We start from the raw sequence: 26,699 nt of genomic DNA, 5'->3' as shown, positions 1-26,699 counted from the left end.
CCGCATGTTATGGCCCGAAGAACGGGCCCGGATCAAGCTGCCGAAAAGTCGGGTGCGAAAGACGGGCAGGAGGTTCCGGCGTCTTCGGCGGCTGTCCACCCCACCCTCACGTCGTCGCCGGCCCTGTGCCGATCATGACGGTGGTGAGCATGCACGATTGCTGGCGCGGCCCGCCCGGGCCAGAGCATCGGACGTGAAAAGTGGGTCCACTTTTCCGTACGATGCGCTAGGGTCCTTGCGACGCCCCCTCCCGTTTCATCGATCCGTCGTCTCATGAACCTGTTCGTTTTCGGTCTCGGCTACTCCGTCCGCCAGTTCATCGGCCTTTATCGTGACCGGTTCACCGCGATCGGCGGCACCGTCCGGTCGCCGGAGAAGGTTCGGGCCATGGCGGCGGACGGCATCCAGGCCTGCCGTTTCGACGGCGCCGGTTTCGATCCCGTCATCCCCGATCGGATCGCCCGGGCCGATGCGCTTCTCGTCTCGATTCCTCCCCTTGGGGAGACGGATCCGGTGCTGGAGCAATTTTCTCACGCCATCGCGGCGGCGGCGAACCTGCGCTGGGTCGGCTACCTGTCCACGGTCGGCGTCTATGGCAACGCGGACGGCGCCTGGGTGGACGAATCGACGGCGCCCAACCCCGCCACGATCCGCTCGCGCCACCGGATCGCCGCCGAGGAGCAGTGGCTCTCCCTCGGCGAGCGCGCGCCCTTCGCCGTGCACGTCTTTCGCCTCGCCGGCATCTACGGACCGGGCCGCAACGCCCTGGTGAAGATCGCCGACGGCAGCGCCAAGCGCATCGTCAAGAAGGGCCAGGTCTTCAACCGCATCCACACGGCCGATATCGCCCAGGTGCTGATGGCCTCCATCGAGCGCCCGCACCGCAACGCCGTTTACAACGTCGCGGACGACGAGCCGGGTCCGCCGCAGGACGTGATCGCCTATGCGGCGCAACTCCTCGGGCGCGACCCGCCCCCGGAGGTGGCGTTCGAAGACGCCGACCAGACCCCGATGGCGCGCTCCTTCTACTCGGACAACAAGCGCGTCCGGAACACGCGCATCAAGACCGAGCTCGGCGTGGCTCTGCGTTATCCCACCTATCGGGAGGGTCTGCAGGCCCTGCTGCGGGCCGGGGACGGGATCACGCGGGAGCGCTGACGCCGCTCGCCCGGGACAGTCTGCGCCCGAAGGCCATCACGAGCGGTTTGAGATGGTAGCTGTCCTGCGGCATCGCATCGACCGGCCATCCCGCCTTTTCGACCGCCTCCGCGGTGACCGGCCCGACGGCCGCGACCAGGGTCGCGTGCATGGCCGCGTCGAGGTCCGGGTCCAGTCCGAACCGGCGCGCGACCTCCTTGAGCCGCCGCACCTGGGCCGAGCTCGTGAAGGCGATCAGGTCGATCGTGCCGGACGCGAGTTCCCGGATCAACGCGACGACCCGTTCGTCCTCCTCGTGCGAGGCATAGCGATAGCTCAGGACCGGATCGACCATGGCGCCGGCGGCTTCGAGGAAGGCCGGCAGGGCCTCCTCGCCGCCCGGATACAGAAGCACGCCGACGCGCCTGCCCGTGACGGACAGGCCCGACAGGGTCGTCATCAGCCCGGCCGTCGTCGGCTCCTCGGCCATCACGTCCGGCGCGAGGCCGATGCCGCGCAGGACCTTCGCGGGCTTGGGCCCGCGGGCGACCTTGCACGTCCGGCCCAGCGCGGCGATCACGTCTGCTTCGACGCCTCTGCGGCGCGCGAAGCCGAGAAGCCGCGACAAGCCCTCCCCGGTGTAGAGAACCACGACATCGTGCATCCCCTGGACCAGCCGGTCGATCCAGGCCTCCACCGGGGCCGGATCCTCCGCGTCGTGGATCGACACGAGCGGGCAGCGCACCGCGACGGCGCCATGCCGTTCGAGCATCCGCGTGAACAGATCGAGCTCCCGGCTCTCGGGTACGGCGATGCGGCGTCCATCCAGCATGATCCTGCCTTTATCGTTCTCTCAGGCCGTCGCGTCCAGCATCCGATGAGGCCCGGGCCGTGACGGCGCGGCTTCGATCGCACGCCGGAAGACCCGGCCGACCGCGATGATGACGGGCTTCGAAGGGTCGCGCCGTGCGCTGGCCCGGCCGAGATCAGCAAGCGGGCCGGCCCAGCGTTCGTCGCCGCGGGACACATTCGCCACCATGACGGCCGGCAGCTCCGGCGAGCAGCCCGCCGCGATCAGCCGGTCGGCGATCGCGCCCGCGGTGCCGCCGGCCATGTAGAAGACCGTCGTGGTGTTCGGGTCGGCCAGCCCGCGCCAGTCGAGGCGTGCCGGCAGCTGTCCGGTCTTCGCGCATCCGGTCACGAAGCGGACCGAATGCGCCATGTCGCGATGGGTGAGCGACACGCCGAGCGCGGACGCCAGCGCGATTCCGGCCGTGACGCCCGGCACCACGTCGACGGGAATGCCGGCCTTCTCGAGATGCTCGATCTCCTCGCCGGCGCGGCCGAAGATCATCGGGTCGCCGGACTTCAGCCGCACCACGTGCTTTCCCTGGCGGGCCAGGCGGGTCATGAGGTCATTGATGTCCCCCTGAGCGCAGGAGGCGCGTCCTCCCCGCTTGCCGACCATCAGGCGCTTCGCCTCGCGGCGGGCGAGTTCCAGGACTTCCTCGGACACGAGATCGTCGAAGAGAATGACGTCGGCCGACTGGAGCGCCCGCATGGCTTTGAGGGTCAAAAGCTCCGCGTCGCCCGGGCCCGCCCCCACGAGGGTCACGCGCCCCACCCTTTGCGCCGGCCCGCAGGCGATCTGCTCCAGCACGGCCTCGACGGTGCGGCCGAAGCTGTCCGGCTCCCGGCCCTGGAAGGCGAGATCGGCGAAGCGCTCCCAGAAGGCGCGCCGGGTCATGCCGGGCGCGAGACGCGCCATGACGCGCTCGCGCAGGTGCTTGGCGCAGGCCGCCCAGGAGGCCACGGAGGGGTGCAGCAGCGTCTCGATCCTGCGGCGGATCGCCTGGCCGAGGATCGGCGCGGCGCCGTCCGTCGAGATGCCGATCACCACCGGCGAGCGGTTGACCACGGACCCGAACTGGAAATCGCAATGGCCGGGCTTGTCGACCACGTTGACCGGAACGCCCACTCGCCGCGCCGCCGCCGCGAAAGCCTCCGCCTCGTCCTCGCGGTCGAGATCGGCCACCGCGAGGGCCGCATTCTCCAGGATGCCCAGGGACCACTCCGAGCGGTGCAGGACGAGAGCCCCGTCGGCGGCGCCGCGCGCGACCAGGGCGTCCATCTCGGCGGAGACGTCCGGGGCGTAGACATCGACGCGGGCTCCCGCGGCCGCGAGGAGCTCCGCCTTCCAGGCCGCGCCGGGCGATCCCCCGACGAGGACCGCGCGCCGGTCCTTCAAGTCGAAGAAGACCGGCAGCTTGGCCAACCGGCCGAGGCGGACCGGATCCGCCTCAGACGGCTGTCTTAAGGGTTGCAGCATCGATCAACCTCCTGATTTCGACGCGGCAGGAGCCGCAATTCGTGCCCGCGCGGACGGCCTCGCCGACCGCGTCCACGCTTGCGGCGCCGTCCGCGACGGCGGCCGCGATCCGGTTCGCTCCGACCGAGAAGCACGCGCAGACGATCGGGCCGGGATCCGGCTGGTCGGCACCCGGTCGCCCGCTCAGCAGGCGCAGGCGCTCCGCGCCACGGATTGCCGGCGCCGCCAGATGCCCGACCACCCATGTGCGCGAGACGGCGACCGGCTGTGGGGCGATGAACAGCGCGCCCAGCAGGCGATCGCCCGAGAAGGTCGCGAGCCGGAAGCTCGCCCGGTCCTGGTCGCTGTAGGAGAGCGTCTCGGGATCCTCGCCGCGACCGATCAGAGCGGCGGCATACGTGGCCCAGTCCTGCGCCCGCGCGGCGCCGGCAAGCTCGATGCGCCAGCCCCCGTCCGTGCGGGCGAGCGCCCAGTACTCCGCCGGGACCGTCTCCGGCCTGTTGCGCACCACCGCGAAGCCGTACCAGGCGACCTCGCAAGGTTCGATGCGCGCGTGCGAGAACTTGAGACCCGGCTGCCCCGAGACGGGATCCGCCGCCGGCAGAACCGCCGCGCCGATGCGTCCCTGCGCGGCGTGCTGGTCCGTCCAGTGCATGGGAACGAAGACGCTGCCCTTCTGCTGGCGCTCGGTCACCAGCGCGCGCACGACCGCCGTGCCCTGCGGGCTGACGATCCGCACCAGGGTGGCGGGAGCGATGCCGGCATCTTCGGCGTCCTCCGGATGGATCTCGCAGAAGCTCTCCGCGTAATGGCTCGTCAGGCGCGGCGTCTTCGCCGTGCGCGTCATGGTGTGCCACTGATCGCGGATGCGGCCCGTGTTGAGGATCACCGGGAACTCCTCCGAGACCTCCGGCGGCGCGACCGGCGTCGGGACGAAGCGCCCTCGGCGGTCGGGCGTGTAGAATCCGCCCTCGGCGAAGAAGCGCGTCGCGGTGCCGTCGAGCCCCTCGCCCGGCCGGCGCGGCCACTGGACCGGCGCCAGCGCATCGTAGGCGCTCTCGCTCAGCCCGGCGCAGGCGGAGATGTCGAAGTCGCGCGTTCCGTCGTTCGCGAGCCCGGACAGGGCCGCGTGTTCGCGGAAGATCTCCGCCGGCGACCGGTAGTCGAAGGCCTCGGAAAAGCCCATGCGGGCGGCCACGTCGCAGACGATGCGCCAGTCGGGTCGCGCTTCGCCCGGCGGCTTCAGAAACGCGCGCTGGCGCGAGATGCGGCGCTCGGAATTCGTCACCGTGCCGCTCTTCTCCGCCCAGGCGGCGGCCGGCAGGAGGACATCGGCGTGCCGGGTGGTGTCGGTCCGTGTGACGTCGCTCACGACCACGAACGGGCATGCGCGCAGGGCATCCTCGACGGCATCGGCGTCGGGCATGGAATCGGCCGGATTGGTGCCCATGATCCAGACCGCCTTGACGCGCCCCTGGCCGATTGCGCGGAAGAGATCCACGGCCTTCAGGCCGGGCCGGGCGGCGGTCCCGGGACTGCCCCAGAAGGACCGCACCAGCTCGCGATGGTCCGGGCGGTTGATGTCGAGATGAGCGGCCAGCATGGTGGCGAGCCCTCCCACCTCGCGCCCGCCCATGGCGTTGGGCTGGCCGGTCAGGGAGAACGGCCCCATGCCGGGCCGTCCGATCCGGCCGGTGAACAGATGGCAGTTGATGATGGCATTGACCTTGTCGGTGCCGGCCACCGACTGGTTGACACCCTGCGAATAGGCCGTGACGACGCGCTCCGAGCGGCTCCACAGCGTGTAGAACGCGCGAAGCTGCTCGGCGGGAAGGCGCGTCGCCTCCATGGCGCCCGGAAAGCCGCGGCGCCGCGCGGCCGCCAGTGCCTCGTCGAGACCCGAGGTGTGACGTTCCACGTAGTCGCGGTCACGCAGGCCTGTCCGGTCGAGGTGATCGAGCAGGCCGGCGAACAGCGCCACGTCGGAGTTGGGCGCGATCGCCAGATGGAGATCGGCCGCCTCCGCCGTCACGGTGCGGCGCGGATCGACCACCACGATCGTCGTGCCGCGCCGCTCGCGCGCCGCCAGAAGCCGCTGGAACAGGACCGGATGGCACCAGGTCATGTTCGAGCCGACGAGGACGACGAGATCGGCCTCTTCGAGATCCTCGTAGGTGCCGGGGACGGTGTCGGATCCGAACGCCCGGATGTGGCCGGCCACCGACGAGGCCATGCAGAGCCGGGAGTTGGTGTCGATATTGGCCGCGCCGATGAAGCCCTTCATCAGCTTGTTGGCGACGTAATAATCCTCCGTGAGGAGTTGCCCGGAGCCGTAGAAGGCGACCGAATCCGGCCCATGGGCGGCAATCGTCTCCGAGAAACGCCGCGCCACGAGATCGAGCGCGTCATCCCATCCGGCCCGCCGTCCGTTCACCTCCGGATGGAGCAGACGGTCGTCGAGGCTCAGCGTCTCGCCCAGGGCCGAACCTTTCGAGCACAGGCGGCCGAAATTGGCGGGATGCCGCCGATCTCCCGCGATCGAGACGGTTCCGTCCTCCTGCGGGGTCGCCACGACGCCGCAGCCGACGCCGCAATAGGGGCATGTGGTCCGGGTCGGGGATCCGGTCGCCATCCGTCCCCCTCAGGCCGCTCGCGCCATGAGCGCGGACGCCGTGAGCAGGATGCGGCCACCCTCGACCCGCAGCGGGATCCTGTGCGCGCAGCCTTGATCGGCCCCCTGCGCCTCGCCGCTGTCCAGGCTGATCACCCAGTTGTGCAGCGGACAGGTCACGGAATGGCCGTGCACGATGCCTTGCGACAGCGGCCCTCCCTTGTGAGGGCAGCGGTCGCGCAGGGCGAAGAGCGTTCCGTCCGCCGCCTTGAAGACCGCGATGTCGCCGGACGGCGCCTGCACCACGCGCGATCCGAGGAGAGGCACGTCGTCGACCGTGCCCACATCGATCCATTCGCTCATTCCGCCGCCTCCGCCAGGGTGAAGTTCGCCATGGGCCTGAACTCGTGCGCATCCCGGCCCGCGACCCGCTCGGCCCATGGATCGATCTGCGCACCGCGCTGCGAGATCACGAAGCGCCCGTAGAGGTCACGGCGCTTCTCCAGATCGTCCACCACGGCGGCGCGGATGGAATCCACCCCGACCCTGTCGGCCCATTTGTACATGCGCTCGAGGTAATGCCCCTGCTCGCGATAGAGCTGGGTGAGGGCGGCGATCACCTCGATGCATTCGTCCTCCCCGGCCACCTTGCAGAGCACCTGCGTGCCCTTGATGTGAATGCCGGCGGCGCCTGCGAAATGGATCTCGTAGCCGGAATCGACGCAGATCACCCCGACATCCTTGCAGGTCGCTTCCGAGCAGTTCCGCGGGCACCCGGAGACGCCCATCTTGACCTTCGCCGGCGTCCAGGAGCCCCACATGAACCGCTCGATCCGGACGCCCAGCCCGGTGGAGTCCTGCGTGCCGAACCGGCACCACTCCTTGCCGACGCAGGTCTTCACCGTGCGCAGGCCCTTGGCATAGGCATGGCCCGAGACCATGCCGGCATCGTTGAGATCGGCCCAGACCGCCGGCAGGTCCTCCTTGCGCACGCCCAGCAGATCGATCCGCTGCCCGCCCGTGACCTTCACGGTCGGGATGTTGTATTTCTCGGCCACGTCGGCGATCGCGCGCAGCTCGCGCGGGTTGGTCAGGCCGCCCCACATGCGCGGCACGACCGAATAGGTGCCGTCCTTCTGAATGTTGGCGTGGACGCGCTCGTTGATGAAGCGCGAGCGGCCGTCGTCCTCGTATTCCTCCGGCCAGTCGCAGAGGAGGTAGTAGTTCAAGGCCGGCCGGCACTTGGCGCAGCCACAGGAGGTCTTCCAGCCGAGTTCCTGCATCACAGCCGGGATCGATTTGAGCCCCGCCGCCCGGATGAGCCGGCGCACGTCGTCATGGCCGAGTTCGGTGCAGCCGCAGAGGGGCTCGACGGCCGATTTCGCGAACTTGTCTCCCAGGGTGAGGGTCATCACCTGCTCGACGAGGCCCGTGCAGGTGCCGCAGGATGCGGAGGCTTTCGTGTGCGCCCTCACATCGCCGACCGTGCTGAGGCCCTTGTCGTTGATCGCCTGGACGATCCTGCCCTTGCAGACGCCGTTGCAGCCGCAGATTTCCGCATCATCCGGCAAGGCTGCAACGGCCGCCATAGGGTCCAGGGGAACGCCCCCGACATAGGACTGGCCGAAAATCAGGGTGTCGCGCAGCTCGGAGACGTCCGTCTCCCTGCGCAGGAGATCGAAGAACCAGGACCCGTCCCCGGTCTCGCCGTAGAGCACCGCGCCGACGATGCGGTTCTCCTTGAGCACGAGGCGCTTGTAGACACCCCGCGCGGCATCGCGCAGGACGATCTCCTGCCGGTCCATGGCCTCGCTGAAATCGCCCGCCGAGAACAGGTCGATGCCCGTGACCTTCAGCTTGGTGGCGGTGACAGAGCCGGTATAGGCGGCCGTCGCGTCGCCGGCGAGCTGCGCCGCCACGACCTTCGCCATCTCGTAGAGGGGAGCCACGAGGCCGTAGCAGAGCCCTCGATGCTCGACGCATTCGCCGACCGAGAAGATGTCGGGATCGCTCGTGCGCATGTCGTCGCCCACGAGGACGCCCCGGTTGGTCTCGATCCCGGCTTCCTTCGCCAGCGCCGCGTTCGGCCGGATGCCGACCGCCATGACCACGATGTCGGCCGGAATCTCGGTGCCGTCGTCGAGCCTGACGCCGGTCACACGGGTCTCGCCGAGGATCGCGTGGGTGTTGGCCTTGCACCGCACGGCGATGCCGCGATCCTCGAACGCCTTCTGCAGCAGGTATCCGGCGGACGGGTCGAGCTGGCGTTCCATCAGGGTCGGCATGAGGTGCAGGACCGTGACCTCCATGCCCTGCGCTTTCAGACCCGCCGCCGCCTCGAGACCGAGGAGGCCGCCGCCGATGACGACGGCCCGCCCCCCGCCCTGCGCCGCCTCGAGCATCGTGTTGACGTCGTCCAGGTCGCGGTACGTGACCACGCCCGGCAGGGTCGCGCCGGGGATCGGCACCACGAAGGGCATCGATCCGGTGGCGACGATGAGCTGGTCGTACTCCGCGGCCGTGCCGTCGGCCGCGATCACGCGCTTGGCCAGGCGGTCGATCGTCACGGCCGGCTTGCCGCGATGGAGCGTGATGCCATGCGCCTCGTACCAGGCGTCGTCGTGGATCAGGATGTCTTCGTAGGTCTTCTCGCCGGACAGAACGGGCGAGAGCATGATGCGGTTGTAGTTCACCCGCGGCTCCGCGCCGAAGATCGTGACCTCGTAGGCTCCGGGCGCGCGCTCGAACAGTTCATCCAGGGCGCGGCCCGCGGCCATGCCGTTGCCGATGACGACCAGCTTCTTGGGCATCGTCGCTCTCCTTCACGCTGCGAGGGTCGGGGCCCGGTGACGCGCGTAGAGGAACTCCAGCACGGCCGCACGGGCGTCGTTGTAGGTGGGATTGCCCACGAGCTCGAGGCGCCGGCGGGGGCGCGCCAGGTCGACCCTCAGGTCCTCGCCGATCGTGGCCGCCGGCCCGTTCGTCATCATGACGATCCGGTCGGACAGCAGCACCGCCTCGTCCACGTCGTGGGTGATCATGATGATCGTGTTGCCGAGCCGGCCATGGATCTCCATGACCTGGTCCTGGAGATGCGCGCGGGTCAGGGCGTCGAGGGCGCCGAAGGGCTCGTCGAGCAGCAGGATCTTCGGCTCCATGGCGAGCGCGCGGGCGATGCCGACGCGCTGCTTCATGCCGCCGGAGATCTCGTGCGGCCGCTTGTTCTCCGCATGGGCCATGTGGACCAACTCCAGGTTGTGGCGCGTCCAGTCGCGGCGCTCCGCCTTCGACTTCTTCCCGCGGAAGACCTTGTTGACCGCAAGCTCGACGTTCTCGCGCACGGTCAGCCAGGGCAGCAGCGAGTGGTTCTGGAACACGACGGCGCGGTCGGGTCCGGGACCGCTCACCGCCCTGCCCTCCAGGAGCACGCCGCCCTGTGTGGGCTCAAGGAGGCCCGCCACGATGTTGAGCACCGTCGACTTGCCGCAGCCGGAATGTCCGATGATGGAGACGTATTCGCCCTTGTCGATGGAGAGGTTCACGTCGCGCAGCACCTCGGTGCTCGCGCCGGCGCGCTGGAAGGAGATGCCGACATGATCGATCGTGAGATAGGCCATGATGGCGCCTCCTTACTGCGCGGCGGTGCCGCGGGTGAGCAGATGGCCGACGGCCGCGATGGAGCGGTCGAGCAGGAAGCCGACCACGCCCACATAGACCAGGGCCACGATGATGTCGGAGATGAGCGAGGAGTTCCACGCGTCCCAGATGAAGAACCCGATCCCGACGCCGCCGATCAGCATCTCGGCCGCCACGATGGCGAGCCACGACAGGCCGATGCCGATGCGCAGGCCGGTGAACATGTGCGGCACGGTGGCCGGCACCATGATGCGGATGAAGAACTCGATCGGCGACAGGCGCAGGACCTTCGCGACGTTGCGGTAATCCTGCGGGATGTTGCGGATGCCCACCGAGGTGTTGATCAGGATCGGCCAGACGCTGGTGATGAAGATCACGAAGATGGCGGAGGGCTGCCCGTCGCGGAAGGCCGCCAGGGACAGCGGCAGCCAGGCCAGCGGCGGGATGGTGCGCAGCACCTGGAACACCGGATCGAGACCGCGCATGGCGAGCGTCGACTGGCCGAGAAGCACGCCGAACCCGATGCCCACGACGGCCGCGAGCGCATAGCCGTAGCCGACGCGGACCAGGGATGCGGTCACATGCCAGAACAGGCCCTGGTCGATGCCGTTGCCGACCTTGAAGGGATTGACGATGATCTCCCAGCTGTCGTCGATCACCTTGAGCGGGCTCGGCAGGGCCGAGGTGGGGCTCGACGCCAGGATCTGCCACAGGATAAGCAGGAACGCGATGGTCAGGACCGGGGCGGCCAGCTGCGCGACGATGCTCCTGCCGATGCGGACGGCTCGCGCGGGAACGCCGACGGGCTTCGGCGCCAGGGGGTACAGCGCCGCCTTCGAGACGGGCGGCGTCGGCTTCGGGTTCGGGAGAGCGAGGACGCGGGCGGAATGGACCATGAGCCGGTTCTCCGAGGGTTTAAGCGATGCGCTTGATCGGCAGGCTGGCGAGATAGGCCTGGGGGTTCTCCGGGTCGAAGACCTTGCCGTCGAAGAAGGCTTCCTTGCCGCGGCTGTCGCTCGCCGGGATGTCGCCCGCGGCGACGCCGAGCGTCTTCGCGGCCTCGCGCCAGAGATCGGCCCGGTTGACCTTGTCGACGAGCGCCTTTGCGTCGGTGTTCGTCTCGAACTTGCCCCAGCGCATGTTCTCGGCGATGAACCAGAGGTCGTGCGACTTGAACGGGAAGGAGGCGTGATCGCGCCAGAACTTCATGATGCCCGGCGAGTCCTTCACCACCTTGCCGTCGAGGCCGTAATCGTACTCGCCCTTCTGGCGCGGCAGGATGTCGGCGACCGGAACGTTGAACCAGGCGCGGGTGCCGACGATCTTGCACATCTCCTCGCGGTTCTCGAGCCTGTCGCACCACGCCTGCGCCTCCATGACGGCCATGAGCAGCGCCCTGGCGGCGCGCGGGTGCTTGTCGACCCACGCGGCCCGCAGCCCGAGGGCCTTTTCCGGATGCTTGTTCCAGAGCTCGTAGGTGTTGGCCGCCGTGTATCCGAGCTTCTGGTTGATGAGCTGCGCGTTCCAGGGCTCGCCGACGCAGAAGGCGTCCATGGTGCCGACCTTCATGTTGGCGACCATCTGGGGCGGCGGCACCACGATGGTGGACACGTCCTTGTCGGGATCGATGCCGCCGGCGGCGAGCCAGTAGCGGATCCAGAGGTCGTGCGTGCCGCCCGGGAAGGTCATGGCGACCTTCGGGTCTCCGCCGGCGGCGCGCTTCTTCGCGAAGGCTTCCTTCAGGGGCGAGGAATCGAGACCGAGCTTGAGCCCGTTGTACTCGGCCGCGACCGAGATCGCCTGCGCGTCGAGGTTCAGGCGCGCCAGGATGTACATCGGGGTGGGCACGCCGCCCTGCGTCACCTTGCCGGTCGAGATCAGGTAGGGCATCGGGGTCAGGATGTGCGCCCCGTCGATGCCGTTGGCCTCCGAGCCCAGCACCAGGTTGTCGCGGGTCGCACCCCAGGAGGCCTGCTTCAGGACCTCCGCGTCGGGCAGGCCGTGCTTGGCGAAGAAGCCCTTTTCCTTGGCGACGATCAGGGCGGCCGCGTCCGTGAGGGCGATGTAGCCGAGCTTCACCGACTTCGTCTCCGGCTCGGCGCTCTGGGCGAACGCGCCGCCCGGAAAGGCGGCCTTCGCGGCGGCGAGCGTCAGGGCGGCGCCGGCTCCGCGCAGCGCGTCTCGGCGTGTGAACTTCGGTGTCGGCATCGTGCTTCCCCTGTTCCTGTCGTCAGCTCCCGCGGACGGGACCGATTGAAACCTCGTCGTGGCCGATCCGCCGGAAGCCGCGAGGCTCGATCGGACGCGGATCGCCTGTTGCCGGGTCTGCACGACCCGGCTGAAACGCAAAAAACGCCGCGAGATGAACTGAAGGCCGCACAGGCGCGGGTACAGCTGATCCGGCGACGTCGTTGTCGGGAAACGCCTTCGAGAGGCATCAACGGCCCGTCATCGTTGACAGGCCTCGTCGAGAGGGACCCGGACCTCGTTGTCCTGCCCGTCTCTCACTTAGAAAAGGTACAGACTGCCCATATTGTGCTCAAGGTCATAATTTGTGCACTGCGCCTGTGTTGTGTGCGGTGCAATGCCTATTCGGCAACCCCGGACCCGAGGCCGTTCCGAATGTCGAAGCCTGCCACATAAGCCGGGATGTCATCGGGCGAGAAGCGACGCCCGTCGATGAACGGCTCCGTCGCCACGCCCTCGACCTTGCTGTCGCCGGCGGGGACGGACGCGCTCGAAGCCGCAAGGATCCGCCGGTACACCTCCGGGCGATAGGCGGCGCGAACCCGGGCCAAACCCGCCTCGTCGTAGGGAACCTGCCCCCAGCGGACCATCTGGCTGTAGATCCACAGGGCCTGGCTGAGCCAGGGGAAATTGGCGTTCCGGTCGTGGAACGTCATGTAGCTCTGAACCTGCCGCGTTCTGCCGTCGGGGTCGATCGTCAGTTGGCCGGAGAGAAGCCGCCGGATCATCTCGGACGGAGCCCCCACATGGTCGGGACGGGCCATCATGTCGGCGAGGTCGCCGTGGTTGCGCCTCTCGTCGCACCATCGGGCCGCGGCATCGAGCGCCACCACGAGCCGCGACAGGGTCTCGGGGTTCTCCTCCGCCCATTCCGGACTGACGCCCAGGACCTTCTCGGGAGCGGAGGGCCAGATGTCCGCCTTGGTCGCCACCATGCGACCGACGCCCTTTTCCACCGCGATCATGTTCCAGGGCGCGTTGACGCAGAACCCGTCGATGGCGCGCGCCGTCATGGCATCGACCGTCAGCGGAGGCGGCACGACCGTCATGGTCACGTCGGCGTCGGGATTGATGCCTGCGGCCGCGAGCCAGAAGCGGAACTCGTAGTTATGGGACGAGAAGGGATAGGTCATGGCGAAGACGAGGGGCTTCCGGCCGGTTTGCCGTCTCCGCTCGACCACCTGCTTGAGCGCCAGCCCGTTGGTGAGCGCGTCCTCCGATCCGTCGAGCCCGGCGACCCCCTGCATCTCGCGATAGAGATCGACCGAGAGCGTGATCGCGTTGCCGCCGCGCCCGAGCGCGAAGGGCGTGAAGCACGGATACGGGTTGGACCCGAGGTGGAGCTGGGACGCGATCGGCATCGGGCTCAGCATGTGCGCCACGTCGAACTGGCGGAACGCCAGGCGATCCCGGATGTTGGACCAGGACACGTCCTTGACCAGTTGCAGGCGAAGACCCTCGCGGCGGGCAAAGCCCTGCTCGGCGGCGGCGACCAGGACCGCCATGTCGACCAGGGGGATGAACCCGACCCGGACGAGACGCTCCGGGACCCGGCGCCCCTTCGTGCCCGAGGGTGTCTCGTTCACGGATCCGGCCTGGCGCATGGGGCCGCTCGCCGCCTGTTCCACATTCAACACGCTTATTTCTCCAGGAGGGAAGCCGCCGTCACGACGCTCTGGGCGATGTCGACGAGCTTGCGCTTCTCGTTCATGGCGGTCTGTCGAAGGAGGCCATAGGCCTCCTGCTCCGAAAGCTGCCTGGTTCTCATGAGAATGCCCTTGGCCCGTTCGATCACCTTGCGGGATGCCAGCTCGCTGCGCGCCTCGAGTAGTTCGCGCTGCAGGCGGTCGAAGGCGTTGAAGCGGCTCACCGCCATGTCGACGATGGGCTTCACCCGCTCCTTGCGCAGGCCGTCGACCACATAGGCCGACACGCCCGCCTCGACGGCCGCCTGGATCATGGACCCGTCGGAGCGGTCCACGAACATGGCCACCGGACGCGACACGAGCTTGGAGACCTGAAACATCTGCTCCAGGACGTCGCGGCTCGGATTCTCGATCCCGATGATGATCACGTCGGGATCGACCGTGCTCAGGCGCCGGAGCATGTTGGTCATCGTGTCGATGACCTCCACGTCATTGATGCCCGCCTCGCGCAGGCCGTCGACGAGAATGGCCGCCCTGATGCCGTTTTCCTCGATGATCGCAACGCGAAGCGGCCGCTGACCGGTGTGTGTGTCTCTGGTCAAGTCCTGGAAGCTCTCGCTGCGCATGCCCATCCAACCGGGAGGCAGATGCAAGTTTCGGGCCAAGCGGCACGCCATAGGCGGGTCTCCGGCGACCCGCCCGTTCCTGCGCAAAGTTTAGGCACCTGAAGGCCAAGCCTCCCGCGGGGCCGAAGGTCCCGAACAGCCCCCGTGGTCAAAGGGCGGTCGCTCTTTGACTAAGGAACCATCACTGAACCAGTTGCAAATTGGTTCGGCTCTGGGCTAGCCTTGTTTCGTTGAAACGGGGCGCCGCGCAACATCGGATCGTCCATAGGGTACCAACAGCAAGTTTGGTTCGCACGGGCCCGCTCGCCATGACAGACGTCGATTCATTGCTGGACAGTTCGAACTTCGCCCTGGGGAGGTTACGGGCTCTCCTGGACGCCAGCTCTCTCGACGGAGACCGGCGGCTTCCGTCCGAGCGGCTTCTCGCGGCACAGATCGGGATCGGCCGCCGGGCACTGCGGCGGGCCCTCGAGGTCCTCGAGGCCGAGGGACGGATCTGGCGCCACCAGGGCAAGGGAACCTTCCTGGGTCCGCGCCCGGCCCATACCCCGACCAACCTGGAGGAGCTGGCCAAGCGCACCCATCCGCTCGAGGTGATGGACGTGCGGCTGGAAATCGAACCCGCCCTCGCCCGGCTCGCAGCCATGCGGGCCACGAACGGCGACATCGAGCGTCTTCTCCGGCTGGCCGAGAAGGCCGCTTCGAGTTCGGACGCCGACGGGCGCGAGCTCTGGGACAGCGCCCTGCACCGCACCATCGCGGAGGCGGCCGGCAACTCCCTTCTTTTAGCGATCTTCGACATGGTCGACCGCATCCGCCAGGATACGACCTGGCAGATCCTGCGCGAGCGGGCGCGGTCGAGCGAGCGCCAGAAGATCTACGTCGAACAGCATCGCCGCGTGATCGCCGCCATCGCCCAGCGCGAGGCCCACGCGGCCGAGCAGGCGATGCGCGAGCATCTCGAATCGGTCCGGGACGGTCTCCTCAAGGTGATGACGACTCCCCTGCCCGACCGCATCGACGGACATATTCCGACATTCCCCGAGACGGCCAAGAACAAGGACAAGATTCGCCATGGGACATGAAGCGGCCAGACACTCGACCGCGCAGGTTCACGCTTCGGGCAATGCCGCCCGTGCGGCTGAGCCGCCGCTGCTCGCGGTCCAGGGGCTCTCCGTGCGCTTCGACGGGGCGCCCAGGGGCGTGAACGTAGTCGACGACGTCTCGTTTTCCGTCAGCAAGGGCAAGACGCTCTGCATCGTGGGCGAGTCCGGCTGCGGCAAGAGCGTGACGTCCCTGGCCCTGATGGGCCTTCTGCCGACGCCGCCGGCCCGGATCGTCGCCGGATCGGCCCGGTTCGACGGCCGGGACCTTCTCACCCTTACCGAGCGCGAGCGCGCAGATCTGCGCGGCGACCGCATGGCCATGATCTTCCAGGAGCCGATGACCTCGCTCAACCCGGCCTTCACCATCGGCGACCAGATCGCGGAGGGCATCGCCCGCCACCGCAAGGTCTCGAAGGCCGAGGCCATGGAGCGGGCGCTCGACATGCTGAAGAAGGTGCGCATCCCGGCTCCTGAAAAGCGACTGCGCGCCTATCCGCACGAGATGTCGGGCGGCATGCGCCAGCGCGTCATGATCGCCATGGCGCTCGCCAACGATCCGCAGCTTCTCATCGCGGACGAGCCCACGACCGCCCTCGACGTGACGATCCAGGCCCAGATCCTCACCCTCATCCGCCGCCTCCAGGAGGAGACCGGCACGGCGATGATCCTCATCACCCACGATCTCGGCGTCGTGGCCGAGGTCGCCGACGAGGTGGCCGTGATGTATGCGGGACGGGTGGTCGAGAGCGGCCCGGTGGACGCGATCTTCGAGGACCCCCAGCATCCCTACACTATCGGCCTCATGGGATCGGTCCCCTCGCTCGGCCGTCGCCAGGGGCGCCTCGCCACGATCCGCGGCACGGTGCCGCCGGCGGAGCTGATGCCCAAGGGCTGCCGCTTCACGCCGCGCTGCCCCTTCTCGGACAGCCATTGCGCCAACGATCCCCCGCCCCTCGCCGAGATCAAGCCCGGCCACCAGGCCCGGTGCTGGTACGCCCCCCTCGAACTTCACCGCGGAGCCGCGTGATGAGCATGGTGCCCTCAGACGACATCATCCTCGAAGGCATCGGCCTCAAGAAGCATTTCGGGGGCGGCGGTCTGCTGTCCTCGCCGACCGTCGTCCGTGCGGTGGACGGCGTGTCGCTCGGCATCCGGCGCGGCGAGACCTTCTCGGTGGTGGGCGAATCCGGCTGCGGCAAGTCCACCCTGGGACGCCTGCTGCTGCGACTGATCGAGGCCACGGAGGGCGACGTCCGCTACGAGGGCCGCTCGATCGTCAAGCTGGGCAAGGGCGAACTGCGCGGGCTCCGGCGCGAATTGCAGATCATTTTCCAGGACCCGTTCGCCTCCCTGAACCCGCGCATGAACGTGGGCGACATCATCGCCGAACCGATCTGGCTTCACAACCTCGCCAAGGGCCGCGAGAAGCGGGAGCGCGTCGCGGATCTCATGCGCACGGTCGGCCTGCTTCCGACCCATGCGGATCGCTATCCGCACGAGTTCTCCGGCGGCCAGCGCCAGCGCATCGGCATCGCCAGGGCGCTTGCCGGCGACCCGAAGCTGATCGTCGGCGACGAGCCCGTATCGGCGCTGGACGTGTCGATCCAGGCGCAGATCATCAACCTGCTCGAAGACCTGAAGGACCGCTTCGGCCTCACGCTCGTCATCGTGGCGCATGACCTTGCCGTCATCCGCCACATGAGCGACCGGGTCGCGGTGATGTATCTCGGCGAGATCGTGGAATTGTCGGACACGGACTCCCTGTTCGACAATCCGCTTCATCCGTATACGCAGGCGCTCCTCGCGGCGATCCCGATCCCGAGCCCGACGAACCGCCAGCCGAAGGCGCTGCTGCAGGGGGACGTTCCGAGTCCCGCCGCGCCGCCCTCGGGCTGCCGCTTTCACACCCGCTGCCCCCATGCCCGCGCGGTCTGCAAGGAGCAGCACCCTGCTCTCGAAACGGCGACGGACGGGCGGCAGGTGGCGTGCCATTTCTGGCGCGAGATCCAGGGCGCCGGCGCCGGCTCCATCAGCGCACCGCCGAGCCCGGCGCTTGCCAGGCGTCTCGCGCTCTACCGAACTTGGCGCGAACGGCAGGATAAGCCCGTCGCGACGAGCGCCTGAATCCAGAGGACGACTCCCAGAGGACGATTGGAGGACAACCGAATGAAGAAGAGACTGCTCCTTGCCGTGGCGGCCGGGCTCCTGATGAGCACCGCAGCCTCCGCCCAGACCCTGCGCATCGGCCTGAACGAGGATCCCGACGTGCTCGACCCGCACCGTGCGCGCACCTTCGTCGGGCGCATCGTGTTCACGTCCCTGTGCAACAAGCTCGTCGACATCACGCCCGACCTGAAGTTCACGCCGGAACTCGCCACGGAGTGGAGCTGGAGCGACGACGGCAAGTCGCTCACCTTCAAGCTCCGCCCCGGTGTGAAGTTCCACGATGGCGAACCCCTCAATGCGGCGGCCGTGAAGGCCAATATCGACCGCGCCCGCACCCTGCCGGACTCGCTTCGCAAGAGCGAGCTGACCTCGGTCGACAATGTCGAGGCCGTGGACGACCTGACCGTGAAGGTCAATCTCTCCCGGGCCGATGCGACCCTGCTGTCGCAGCTCTCCGACCGCGCCGGCATGATCATGTCGCCGAAGGCGCTGGCCTCGGCCGATTTCGGCCAGAAGCCCGTCTGCTCGGGCCCCTACAAGTTCGTCGAGCGCGTGCAGAACGACCGCATCGTGCTGGAAAAGTTCGCCGATTACTGGGACGCCAAGAACTACAACTTCGAACGCGTCATCTTCCAGCCGATCCCGGATACGACCGTTCGTCTCGCGAACCTGCGCTCCGGAAACCTCGACCTGCTGGAACGCCTGGCGCCGAGCGACGTTCCGGCCGTGAAGGGCGACTCGAGCCTCGTCTTCGCGCCGGTCTCCGGCATCGGCTACCAGGGCCTGACCATCAACACCAACAACGGCGAGCGCTCCAAGACGCCCCTCGGACAGGACAAGCGCGTCCGCCAGGCGCTGGAGCTCTCCATCGACCGCAACGTGATCAACGAAGTCGTGGGCGCGGGCATCTATCCGCCCGCCGGCCAGCCCTTCCCCGAGGCCAGCCCGTACAACAATCCGAAGTTCAAGGCGAACGAGCGCGACGTCGCCAAGGCGAAGCAGCTCCTGAAGGCGGCCGGCGTGGACCGGGTGAAGCTCGAGCTGACCTTCGGCACCGGAACGACCGCCCAGCAGATCGCCGAGATCATCCAGGCCATGGCGGCTGAGGCGGGCTTCGACATCTCGCTGCGTCCGACCGAGTTCGCCGCCATGCAGAAGGAAGCCCAGGCGGGCAATTTCGACGTGAACGTGATCGGCTGGTCCGGCCGCGTCGATCCCGACGGCAACATCCATCCGTTCGTCACCTGCAAGGGTGCCCTCAACGACGGCCGCTACTGCAACGAGCAGGTCGACAAGCTCCTGAACGACGCCCGCGTCACCAACGACGAGGCCAAGCGCAAGCAGCTCTACGACTCCGCTCAGGAGATCCTGAAGCAGGATCTGCCGATCATCTACACCTACTACCAGCCCTGGCCCTTCGTTCACACGAAGAAAGTTCAGAACTTCAAGCCCTATCCCGACGGCATGATCCGCCTGAAGGGCGTGAAGTTCGCCTCCTGAGGCCATCCGAGAACAGCGTGCCCGGCTGAAAGACCGGGCACGCCCCTGCCCTTCCTCGATACGGGTTCCACGAGCTGATGCTGCGCTACATCGGACGACGAATACTGATTGCCATCCCGACACTGATCATCGTGTCGCTCCTGGTGTTTGCCCTGCAGAAGCTCCTGCCCGGCGATCCGGTGCTCACCATGGCGGGCGAAGAGCGCGATCCGCAGGTGCTCGCCTATCTGCGCGAGAAGTACCGCCTCGACGATCCGATCCCCGTCCAGTACTTCGCCTGGATCGGCTCGGCGCTCACGGGGAATCTCGGAATCTCGCTGCGCACCGACATCCCGGTGCTCGACCTCATCATGAGCAAGCTCCCGGTGACGATCGAGCTTGCCATCATGGCGATGATCGTGGCCCTGGCCATCGGCATCCCTACGGGGATCATCTCGGCCGTGAAGAAGGGAACGACCGTCGACTACACGGCCAACGTCATTGCCCTGTCCGGGCTGTCGATTCCCAATTTCTGGCTCGGCATCATGCTCATCATGCTGATCTCGGTCCGCTGGAAGCTCCTGCCCGCCTCCGGCTACGTGCCGCCGACCGAGGATCTGTGGCTCAACATCAAGACCATGCTCATGCCGGCCTTCGTGCTCGGCACGGGCTTGGCCGCGAGCCTCATGCGCCATACCCGCAGCGCCATGCTGGGCGTGATGCGGTCCGACTACATCCGCACCGCCCGCGCCAAGGGTCTCCTGTCGCGCAAGGTCATCCTGAAGCATGCCCTGCGCAACGCGCTCGTTCCCATCGTGACGCTGTCCACGCTCCTGTTCGGCGAGCTTCTCGCGGGCGCGGTTCTCACGGAGCAGATCTTCACGATCCCGGGTTTCGGCAAGCTCATCGTCGACGCCGTGTTCAACCGTGACTACGCGGTGGTGCAGGGCGTCGTGCTCTGCACGGCCGTGGGCTTCATCTTCATGAACCTGCTCGCCGATGTGCTCTACGTTCTCGTCAATCCCCGCCTGAGGCACGCCGCATGACCGCCACAGCCGTAATCGCCGACGAGGTCGCACTGCCGAAGAAGCGCAGCCGCGTCCTGGCCAAGTTCCTGAAGAACAAGAGCGCCGTGCTCGGCGCCGTCATCGTCCTGTTCTTCGTGCTCGTCGCCCTGGTCGGCCCGTACTTCGCACCGTACGATCCCGTCAAGCCGAGCTTCACGAGCATCCGCAAGGCACCCTCGGCCCTGTTCTGGTTCGGCACGGACGAGCTCGGGCGCGACCTTCTCTCCCGCATGCTGTGGGGGGCCCGGGCATCCATCATGGCGGGCGTGGTCTCCGTGACCATCGCCATCGTGCTCGGGGTCCCGTTCGGCCTCGTGGCGGGCTATTTCGGCGGCTGGATCGACGCGGCGATCTCCCGCGCCACGGATGCCATGCTGGCGATCCCCTTCCTGATCTTCGCCATTGCCCTGGCGGCGTTCCTCGGGCCGAGCCTCACCAACGCGATGATCGCCATCGGCTTGTCGGCCATGCCGATCTTCATCCGTCTCACCCGCGGGCAGGTTCTGACCGTCAAGGCGGAGGACTATGTGGAGGGCGCACGCGCCATCGGCCTGCCGGATTTCTGGATCATGGCGCGATACGTCCTGCCGAACGTGCTGCCTCCGATCCTGGTCCAGGGAACGCTCACCATCGCGACCGCCATCATCGCGGAGGCCAGCCTTTCGTTCCTGGGCCTCGGCCAGCAGCCGCCCAATCCCTCCTGGGGCTCCATGCTCAACACGGCCAAGAACTTCATGGACCAGGCTCCGTGGATGTCGATCTTCCCGGGCTCGGCGATCTTCCTGATCGTGCTCGGATTCAACCTTCTCGGCGACGGCCTGCGCGACGCGCTCGATCCCCGCGAACAATAACAATCTCCGCCAACTTCGGATAACAGACATGTTTACGACACGCCCAGAGATCCTCGGCACCTTCGGCATCGTCACGTCGACCCACTGGCTCGCCTCCGCGGCGGGCATGTCGATGCTCGAGAAAGGCGGCAATGCCTTCGACGCCTGCGTGGCCTCCGCTTTCGTCCTGCAGGTCGTGGAACCGCATCTCGTGGGGCCGTCCGGCGAGGTGCCGGCCGTGTTCTATTCGGCCAAGACCAAGAAGGTCGAGGTGCTCTGCGGCCAGGGCACGGCCCCGAAGGGCGCCACCATCGCGCATTACAAGAACGAAGGCCTCAAGCTCATCCCCGGCAACGGCCTTCTCGCCACGGTGGTGCCCGGCGCCTTCGACGCCTGGATGCTGCTCCTGCGCGACCATGGCCTCCTGTCGCTGCGGGACGTGCTGGAGCCCGCCATCTACTATGCCGAGCAGGGACACCCCCTGCTGCCTCGCGTATCGGACACCATCAAGGGGCTGAAGGAATTCTTCGAAACCGAGTGGCCGACCTCGGCGGCCGTGTTCCTGCCCGGCGGCGAGGTGCCGAAACCCCGTCAGCTCTTCCGCAACCCGCAGCTCGCCGATACCTGGAAGCGCATCATCCGGGAAGGCGAGGCCCGCGGCAGCGACCGGGAGGCGCAGATCGAGGCCGCGCGCAACGCCTTCTACAAGGGCTTCGTGGCCGAGGCCATCGACGCCTTCGTGCGCAGGACGGAGGCCATGGACCAGAGCGGCTCGCGCCATCGCGGCGTCCTCACCGCCGACGACATGGCCCAGTGGCAGGCATCCTACGATGCGCCGCAAACCTACGAGTACCACAATTACCGCGTGAACAAGATCCGCCCCTGGGGCCAGGGACCGGTCTTCCTGCAGACCTTGGCCCTCTTGAAGGGCTTCGACCTCGCCGCCATGGGCCCGACCAGCGCCGAGTTCATTCACACGGTGGTCGAATCCATGAAGCTCGCCTTTGCCGACCGGGAGGCCTATTACGGCGATCCCGACTTCGTCGACGTGCCGATCGGTACCCTTTTGTCCGATGCCTACAACGACGAAAGACGGAAGCTCATCACCGACAAGGCCTCCCGGGAGCTGCGGCCCGGCCGGGTCGAGGGCTACGAGGCCCAGGTGGAGCGGACCCTCGAGGCGCTGCGCGAGTTGTCGACGACCGACAGGAAGGTGTCCGGCGGAGAGCCGACGCTCCAGTCCATGCGGTCGGCCCGCAAGGGCGACACGGTGCACATCGACGTGGTGGACCGCTTCGGCAACATGATCGCCGCGATGCCGTCGGGCGGCTGGCTGCAATCCTCGCCGGTCGTCCCGGAACTGGGCTTCATGCTCAACTCGCGCGCCCAGATGTTCTGGCTCGAAGAGGGACTGCCTGCGAGCCTCGCCCCGGGCAAGCGCCCGCGGACCACGCTCACCCCGACCCTCGCGGAGAAGGACGGCGAGCCCTACATGGTCTTCGGCTCTCCGGGCGGCGACCAGCAGGAGCAATGGCAGCTCCTCCTCTTCCTGAGGCATGCGCATCACGGCCTGAACCTGCAGGAGGCGATCGACCAGCCCATGTCGCACACGGCACATTTCCCCTCCTCGTTCTATCCGCGCGAGCAGAAGCCCGGTCACCTCATGGCCGAGGAGACCTACGGGGCGGAGGTGCTCGACGACCTGAGGGCGCGCGGGCACGAGGTCGAGGTGGCGCCGGCCTGGACGGTCGGGCGCCTTGTGGCCGCCAGCCGCGACAAGGATGGCCTGCTGCACGGGGCGGCGACGCCCCGTCTCATGCAGGCTTATGCGGTCGGCCGCTGAGGAGAACACGCCATGACATGGTCGATCATCGCCAAGGATCCCGAGACCGGCGCCTTCGGCGTTGCGGTGACCACGAAGTTCTTCGCCGTGGGGGCGCTGTGTCCCCACGGCGCGGCCCGCATCGGTGCTCTCGCCACGCAGGCGCTCGTGAACCCTCTTTACGGGACGGACGGCATCAGGCTCCTGGCCGAGGGCCGGAGCGCCGAGGAGATCGTGGCCGTTCTCACGGCTCAGGATCCGGGCCGCGGCTCGCGCCAGCTTCACGTCATCGACCGGGCCGGGCGCACGGCGGCCCATACGGGAGAGGACTGCATCGACTGGTGCGGTCACCTTACGGATGAGGGCGTCTCCGTGGCGGGCAACATGCTGGCCGGCCCGGCCGTCATCGAGGCGACGCTCGAGACGTACAAGCGGCGCCTGGACCTGACCTTCGCGGACCGTCTCATGACGGCCCTGGACGCGGGTCAGGCCCAGGGCGGCGACAAGCGCGGCAAACAATCGGCCGCCATCAGGATCTGGCGCGACGAGCCCTATCCCGTGCTCGATCTGCGCGTAGACGACCACCCGGAGCCCCTGGACGAACTGCGCCGCCTCTACAGGGTTGCCCATGAACGCTTCCTCGCCTTCATGGACGCCATGGCGACCCGCAGCAACCCCGCCGGCATCACGGATCGATCCTGGATCGACGAGCGGGCACGCGCGTACCAGGAACGGCTCGCGGCAAACACCTCAGCATAGGGCGGGCCTGAATTCGCCTCCCTGCCCAGGATCAAACCGGTCCTACGGCGCTTTCACTCCGTTGCGATGGACTTCTCGATGTTTGGCATTCCCCTGTTCGATCTCGCTTGGCTGGTGGTGGCGCTCCTGGCCGCGGGCGCCATCACGGGGCTGCTCGCCGGCGTTTTCGGCGTCGGCGGCGGCGCGGTCGCCGTGCCGATCCTCTACGAGCTCTTCCGCATCCTGGAGGTGCCCGAGGAGGTGCGCATGCCTCTCTGCGTCGGCACCTCGCTGGCCATCATCATCCCGACCTCGATCCGCTCGTTCAACGCTCACAAGGCCAAGGGCGCCGTCGACATGTCGATCCTTCGGGTCTGGGCCGTGCCCGTCGTGCTCGGGGTCATCGTCGGCAGCATCGTCGCCCGCTACGCCCCGGCAGACCTGTTCAAGACCGTGTTCGTCGTGGTGGCCGGCATCTCGGCCATCCGTCTGCTCTTCGGCAAGGACACCTGGCGCTTCGGCCTCGACATGCCGGCCAAGCCGATCATGGTAGTCTACGGCTGGATCATCGGCGTTCTGTCGGCCCTGATGGGAATCGGCGGCGGTCAGCTCTCCAACCTGTTCATGACCTTCTACAATCGCCCGATCCACCAGGCGGTCGCGACCTCGTCGGGGCTCGGCATTCTGATCTCGATTCCCGGCGCCATCGGGTACATCTATGCCGGCTGGCCCCATATGGCCGATTACCCGAACGTGATCGCCTTCCAGCCGCCGCTGGCACTGGGCTACGTGTCGCTTCTGGGTCTGGTGCTCTTCATCCCCACAAGCACCTGGATGGCCCCGATCGGCGCGCGCCTGGCGCACCGGCTGTCCAAGCGCCGCCTCGAGGTGGCATTCGGGGTTTTCCTGCTCCTGGTCTGCGCGCGTTTCGCCGCCAGCCTTCTTGGTTGAGCCAGCGAATGACCGCCCTCTCCTCTCGAACCGGAGTCAAGGAATGAGCAGCTCAACGGCCGCGCCTCTCCTCGCCTTCCTGGCCGGAACCGGGCGCGACGGTCGTGGACGCCTCGCAGCCGACGTGCTCGACTTTTCCGACGAGCGGTTGGAGGAGGTGCACGACTATATCCAGTGGCTGTTTCCGCTTCCGACCCGCAGCGGCGCCCAACCGGGAGCGCCCATCCTCACCCAGGCCGAGATCGATGCGATCAGGGCCGACGGGCAAGCGCAGGATACCCTGAAACGGGCAAGCGAACGGATGCTCCGCTTCTATCGGGATACGGGCTGGTGGCTGACCACGTTCGATCACAATCACCTGCGCATCACCCGGATCATCCATAGCCTGAGGCTGCTCGTCGGCCAGAGCGCAGCGCGGCGCTTTCACAGCGCCGTCCTTGACATGAACGCCGCGGCAGGTTCGCCCGTCAACGGGCGCAGCCTCGCATACTGGTCCGAAGCAGCAGGCTCCTGACCGTCCGGATCGTCTCGCTTCAGGCGAACTGCGCCGCGCTCAGCCGCTTGTAGATCCCGTCTTTCGACAGGAGCTCGTCGTGGCTGCCCTGTTCCACGATGACGCCACGATCGATCACGGCGATGCGGTCCGCGTTCACGATGGTGGCGAGGCGGTGGGCGATGACCAGGGTCGTGCGCCCCTTCGACAATTCGCCGAGCGCCTGCTGGATCGCCCGCTCGGTCTGCGTATCGAGGGCCGACGTGGCTTCGTCGAGGATCAGGATCGGCGGATTCTTCAGGAAGATCCGGGCGATGGCGAGACGCTGCTTCTGGCCGCCCGACAGCTTCACGCCCCGCTCCCCGATGATCGTGTCGAGGCCGTTCGGCAGGGAGGCGATCACCTCGTCGAGCCGGGCCCGCCGGGCGGCCTCCAGGATTTCGGCCTCCGTCGCTTCGAGCCGGCCATAGGCGATGTTCTCGCGGATCGTGCCGGCGAACAGGAACACATCCTGCTGCACGATGCCGATCTGGCCGCGCAGGGAACGGAGGGTCATGTCGCGGATGTCGATCCCGTCAATGGTGATCTCACCCTCGTCGATCTCGTAGAACCGGGGCAGCAGCGAGCAGATGGTCGTCTTGCCTGCGCCCGACGGACCGACGAAAGCGACGGTTTCGCCGGCACGGATGCAAAGATCGAGACCGTCGAGGATGCTGCGATCCAGGTCATAGCCGAAACGGACATTCCTGTACCGGATGTCGCCCTTGAGCTTGCCGACGTCCTTCGCGCCCGGCCGGTCCGCGATATCCGGCCGGGTATCGAGGAAGGCGATGTAGCGTTCGAAGCCGGCAATTCCCTTCGGATAGGTCTCGATGACCGAGTTGATTTTCTCGATCGGCCGGAAAAAGACACCGACCAGAAGCAGGTAACCGACGAAGCCGCCGGCGCTCAGCTCGCCTCGAAGCACCAGATAGCTGCCGGCCATCATGACCACCATCTGGATCAGGCGCATGCTCAAGTAGCTGAGCGACGTGGAGGCCGCCATGATGCGGTAGGCCTCCAGCTTCGTTCTGCGATAGCTCTGGTTGTCGACCGCAAACAGCCGCCGCTCGTGATCCTCGTTGGCGAAGGCCTGAACCACGCGGATTCCCCCGACATTCTCCTCGATGCGCGCGTTGAAATCACCGACGCGGCTGTAGAGCGCCTGCCAGTTCCGGGTCATGCGGCCGCCATAGCGGGTCGTGAGCCAGGCGGTGAGCGGGACCACGAGTGCCGTGATGAGGGCGAGCTTCACATTGACCGTGAACATCAGGATGAACGCGCCCACCAGTGTCATCACGGCGATGAAGAGGTCCTCCGGCCCGTGATGGGCGACCTCGCCGATCTCCTCCAGGTCCTTGGTCAAGCGCGCCACGAGATGCCCGGTCTTCTGGTTGTCGAAGAAGCCGAACGACAGTTTCTGGAGATGGTCGAAGGCCTTGCGCCGCATCTCGGTCTCGATGTTGATGCCGAGCATGTGGCCCCAGTAGGTCACGGTCGCCATCAGCCCGGCATTGAGGACATAGACGGCGAGCAGCACCGCCGAGGCGAGCGCGATCAGGCCCCACTGGCCGGTCGGCAACAGGGTATCGATGAACAGCTTGACGGCGATCGGAAAGCCGAGCTCGAGCAGCCCCGAGGCCACAGCGCAGGAGAAATCCAGCACGAACAGGCGGCGATGAGGTCTGTAATAGGCAAAAAAGCGATGGAGCAGCGGTCGCATGGCAGGATTAGCTACCGCCCCCGGCCGGAGAGAGCAAGCGCCCGCTTTGAGGC

22 protein-coding genes are annotated in these 26,699 nt (G+C 67.5%); 11 read left to right on the top strand and 11 right to left on the bottom strand.

The genetic code is table 11. The features are described from left to right. Positions 1-273: 273 nt before the first annotated feature. The gene (locus tag OCW50_RS05850; RefSeq protein WP_262296786.1) at positions 274-1,158 is read left to right on the top strand and encodes an SDR family oxidoreductase; all 885 of its coding nucleotides are present in this window, start codon (positions 274-276) and stop codon (positions 1,156-1,158) included. Here OCW50_RS05850 and OCW50_RS05845 read toward each other — a convergent pair. From OCW50_RS05845 to OCW50_RS05800, 10 genes are all read right to left on the bottom strand, one after another. After that, on the bottom strand, positions 1,142-1,969 hold the full coding sequence (locus OCW50_RS05845) for a uroporphyrinogen-III synthase (RefSeq protein ID WP_262296785.1): 828 nt from the start codon (positions 1,967-1,969) through the stop codon (positions 1,142-1,144). The two genes, OCW50_RS05850 and OCW50_RS05845, sit on opposite strands and share 17 nt — an antisense overlap. A 21-nt stretch (positions 1,970-1,990) precedes the next feature. After that, entirely contained in the window at positions 1,991-3,466 is a 1,476-nt protein-coding gene (gene cysG / locus OCW50_RS05840; protein WP_262296784.1) for a siroheme synthase CysG, read from the bottom strand. Next, positions 3,438-6,098, bottom strand: coding sequence for a nitrate reductase (locus OCW50_RS05835; RefSeq protein ID WP_262296783.1), 2,661 nt, complete (start codon positions 6,096-6,098; stop codon positions 3,438-3,440). Before OCW50_RS05835 ends, cysG begins: the two co-directional genes overlap by 29 nt. 9 nt (positions 6,099-6,107) lie before the next feature. After that, positions 6,108-6,440 carry a nitrite reductase small subunit NirD gene (gene nirD / locus OCW50_RS05830; protein ID WP_262296782.1) on the bottom strand — a complete coding sequence of 111 codons (333 nt, stop codon included), beginning with the start codon at positions 6,438-6,440 and terminating at the stop codon, positions 6,108-6,110. Then, a complete protein-coding gene (gene nirB, locus OCW50_RS05825; RefSeq protein WP_262296781.1) occupies positions 6,437-8,887 on the bottom strand; it encodes a nitrite reductase large subunit NirB in 2,451 nt (816 codons plus the stop codon). The genes nirD and nirB overlap by 4 nt, the downstream gene beginning before the upstream one ends. Positions 8,888-8,899: 12 nt before the next feature. After that, positions 8,900-9,694, bottom strand: a complete 795-nt coding sequence (locus OCW50_RS05820) for an ABC transporter ATP-binding protein (RefSeq protein WP_262296780.1) — start codon at positions 9,692-9,694, stop codon at positions 8,900-8,902. Positions 9,695-9,706: 12 nt separating this feature from the next. Next, positions 9,707-10,609: a nitrate ABC transporter permease gene (gene ntrB / locus OCW50_RS05815; RefSeq protein ID WP_262296779.1), complete on the bottom strand. Its 903-nt coding sequence runs from the start codon at positions 10,607-10,609 to the stop codon at positions 9,707-9,709. A 19-nt stretch (positions 10,610-10,628) separates the two neighbouring features. Further along, on the bottom strand, positions 10,629-11,921 hold the full coding sequence (locus tag OCW50_RS05810) for a CmpA/NrtA family ABC transporter substrate-binding protein (RefSeq protein WP_262269182.1): 1,293 nt from the start codon (positions 11,919-11,921) through the stop codon (positions 10,629-10,631). A 380-nt stretch (positions 11,922-12,301) separates the two neighbouring features. Beyond that, the gene (locus OCW50_RS05805; RefSeq protein ID WP_373371326.1) at positions 12,302-13,603 is read right to left on the bottom strand and encodes a CmpA/NrtA family ABC transporter substrate-binding protein; all 1,302 of its coding nucleotides are present in this window, start codon (positions 13,601-13,603) and stop codon (positions 12,302-12,304) included. Beyond that, complete coding sequence (locus tag OCW50_RS05800; protein ID WP_262296777.1) at positions 13,600-14,232, bottom strand: ANTAR domain-containing response regulator; 633 nt, start codon at positions 14,230-14,232, stop codon at positions 13,600-13,602. Before OCW50_RS05800 ends, OCW50_RS05805 begins: the two co-directional genes overlap by 4 nt. Before the next feature lie 308 nt (positions 14,233-14,540). Between OCW50_RS05800 and OCW50_RS05795 the strand changes: the two genes are divergently transcribed. The 10 genes from OCW50_RS05795 to OCW50_RS05750 all read left to right on the top strand — a co-directional run bounded on the left by OCW50_RS05795 (position 14,541) and on the right by OCW50_RS05750 (position 24,905). Then, entirely contained in the window at positions 14,541-15,317 is a 777-nt protein-coding gene (locus OCW50_RS05795) for a FadR/GntR family transcriptional regulator (RefSeq protein WP_262296776.1), read from the top strand. Beyond that, a complete protein-coding gene (locus OCW50_RS05790; RefSeq protein ID WP_262296775.1) occupies positions 15,307-16,365 on the top strand; it encodes an ABC transporter ATP-binding protein in 1,059 nt (352 codons plus the stop codon). Before OCW50_RS05795 ends, OCW50_RS05790 begins: the two co-directional genes overlap by 11 nt. Beyond that, positions 16,365-17,462, top strand: a complete 1,098-nt coding sequence (locus OCW50_RS05785; protein ID WP_262296774.1) for an ABC transporter ATP-binding protein — start codon at positions 16,365-16,367, stop codon at positions 17,460-17,462. Before OCW50_RS05790 ends, OCW50_RS05785 begins: the two co-directional genes overlap by 1 nt. A gap of 42 nt (positions 17,463-17,504) precedes the next feature. Next, positions 17,505-19,004 (top strand): ABC transporter substrate-binding protein, encoded by a 1,500-nt coding sequence (locus OCW50_RS05780; RefSeq protein ID WP_262296773.1) that lies wholly within the window; start codon positions 17,505-17,507, stop codon positions 19,002-19,004. Between the two features lie 77 nt (positions 19,005-19,081). Continuing rightward, positions 19,082-20,029 carry an ABC transporter permease gene (locus OCW50_RS05775; RefSeq protein ID WP_262269189.1) on the top strand — a complete coding sequence of 316 codons (948 nt, stop codon included), beginning with the start codon at positions 19,082-19,084 and terminating at the stop codon, positions 20,027-20,029. Beyond that, a complete protein-coding gene (locus OCW50_RS05770) occupies positions 20,026-20,901 on the top strand; it encodes an ABC transporter permease (protein WP_262269190.1) in 876 nt (291 codons plus the stop codon). The genes OCW50_RS05775 and OCW50_RS05770 overlap by 4 nt, the downstream gene beginning before the upstream one ends. Before the next feature lie 28 nt (positions 20,902-20,929). Then, entirely contained in the window at positions 20,930-22,723 is a 1,794-nt protein-coding gene (locus OCW50_RS05765; RefSeq protein WP_262269191.1) for a gamma-glutamyltransferase family protein, read from the top strand. Between the two features lie 12 nt (positions 22,724-22,735). Further along, a complete protein-coding gene (locus OCW50_RS05760; RefSeq protein ID WP_262296772.1) occupies positions 22,736-23,461 on the top strand; it encodes a DUF1028 domain-containing protein in 726 nt (241 codons plus the stop codon). Positions 23,462-23,539: 78 nt separating this feature from the next. After that, a complete protein-coding gene (locus OCW50_RS05755; RefSeq protein WP_262296771.1) occupies positions 23,540-24,391 on the top strand; it encodes a sulfite exporter TauE/SafE family protein in 852 nt (283 codons plus the stop codon). Positions 24,392-24,434: 43 nt separating this feature from the next. Continuing rightward, positions 24,435-24,905, top strand: coding sequence for an opioid growth factor receptor-related protein (locus tag OCW50_RS05750; protein WP_262296770.1), 471 nt, complete (start codon positions 24,435-24,437; stop codon positions 24,903-24,905). A gap of 19 nt (positions 24,906-24,924) precedes the next feature. Here OCW50_RS05750 and OCW50_RS05745 read toward each other — a convergent pair whose 3' ends face one another. Further along, the gene (locus OCW50_RS05745; RefSeq protein WP_262269195.1) at positions 24,925-26,646 is read right to left on the bottom strand and encodes an ABC transporter ATP-binding protein; all 1,722 of its coding nucleotides are present in this window, start codon (positions 26,644-26,646) and stop codon (positions 24,925-24,927) included. Positions 26,647-26,699 lie beyond the last annotated feature (53 nt).

This window comes from Microvirga sesbaniae (genome assembly GCF_025460805.1).
Classification (GTDB): domain Bacteria; phylum Pseudomonadota; class Alphaproteobacteria; order Rhizobiales; family Beijerinckiaceae; genus Microvirga; species Microvirga sesbaniae.
This window is presented reverse-complemented; position numbering and strand designations above follow the sequence as displayed.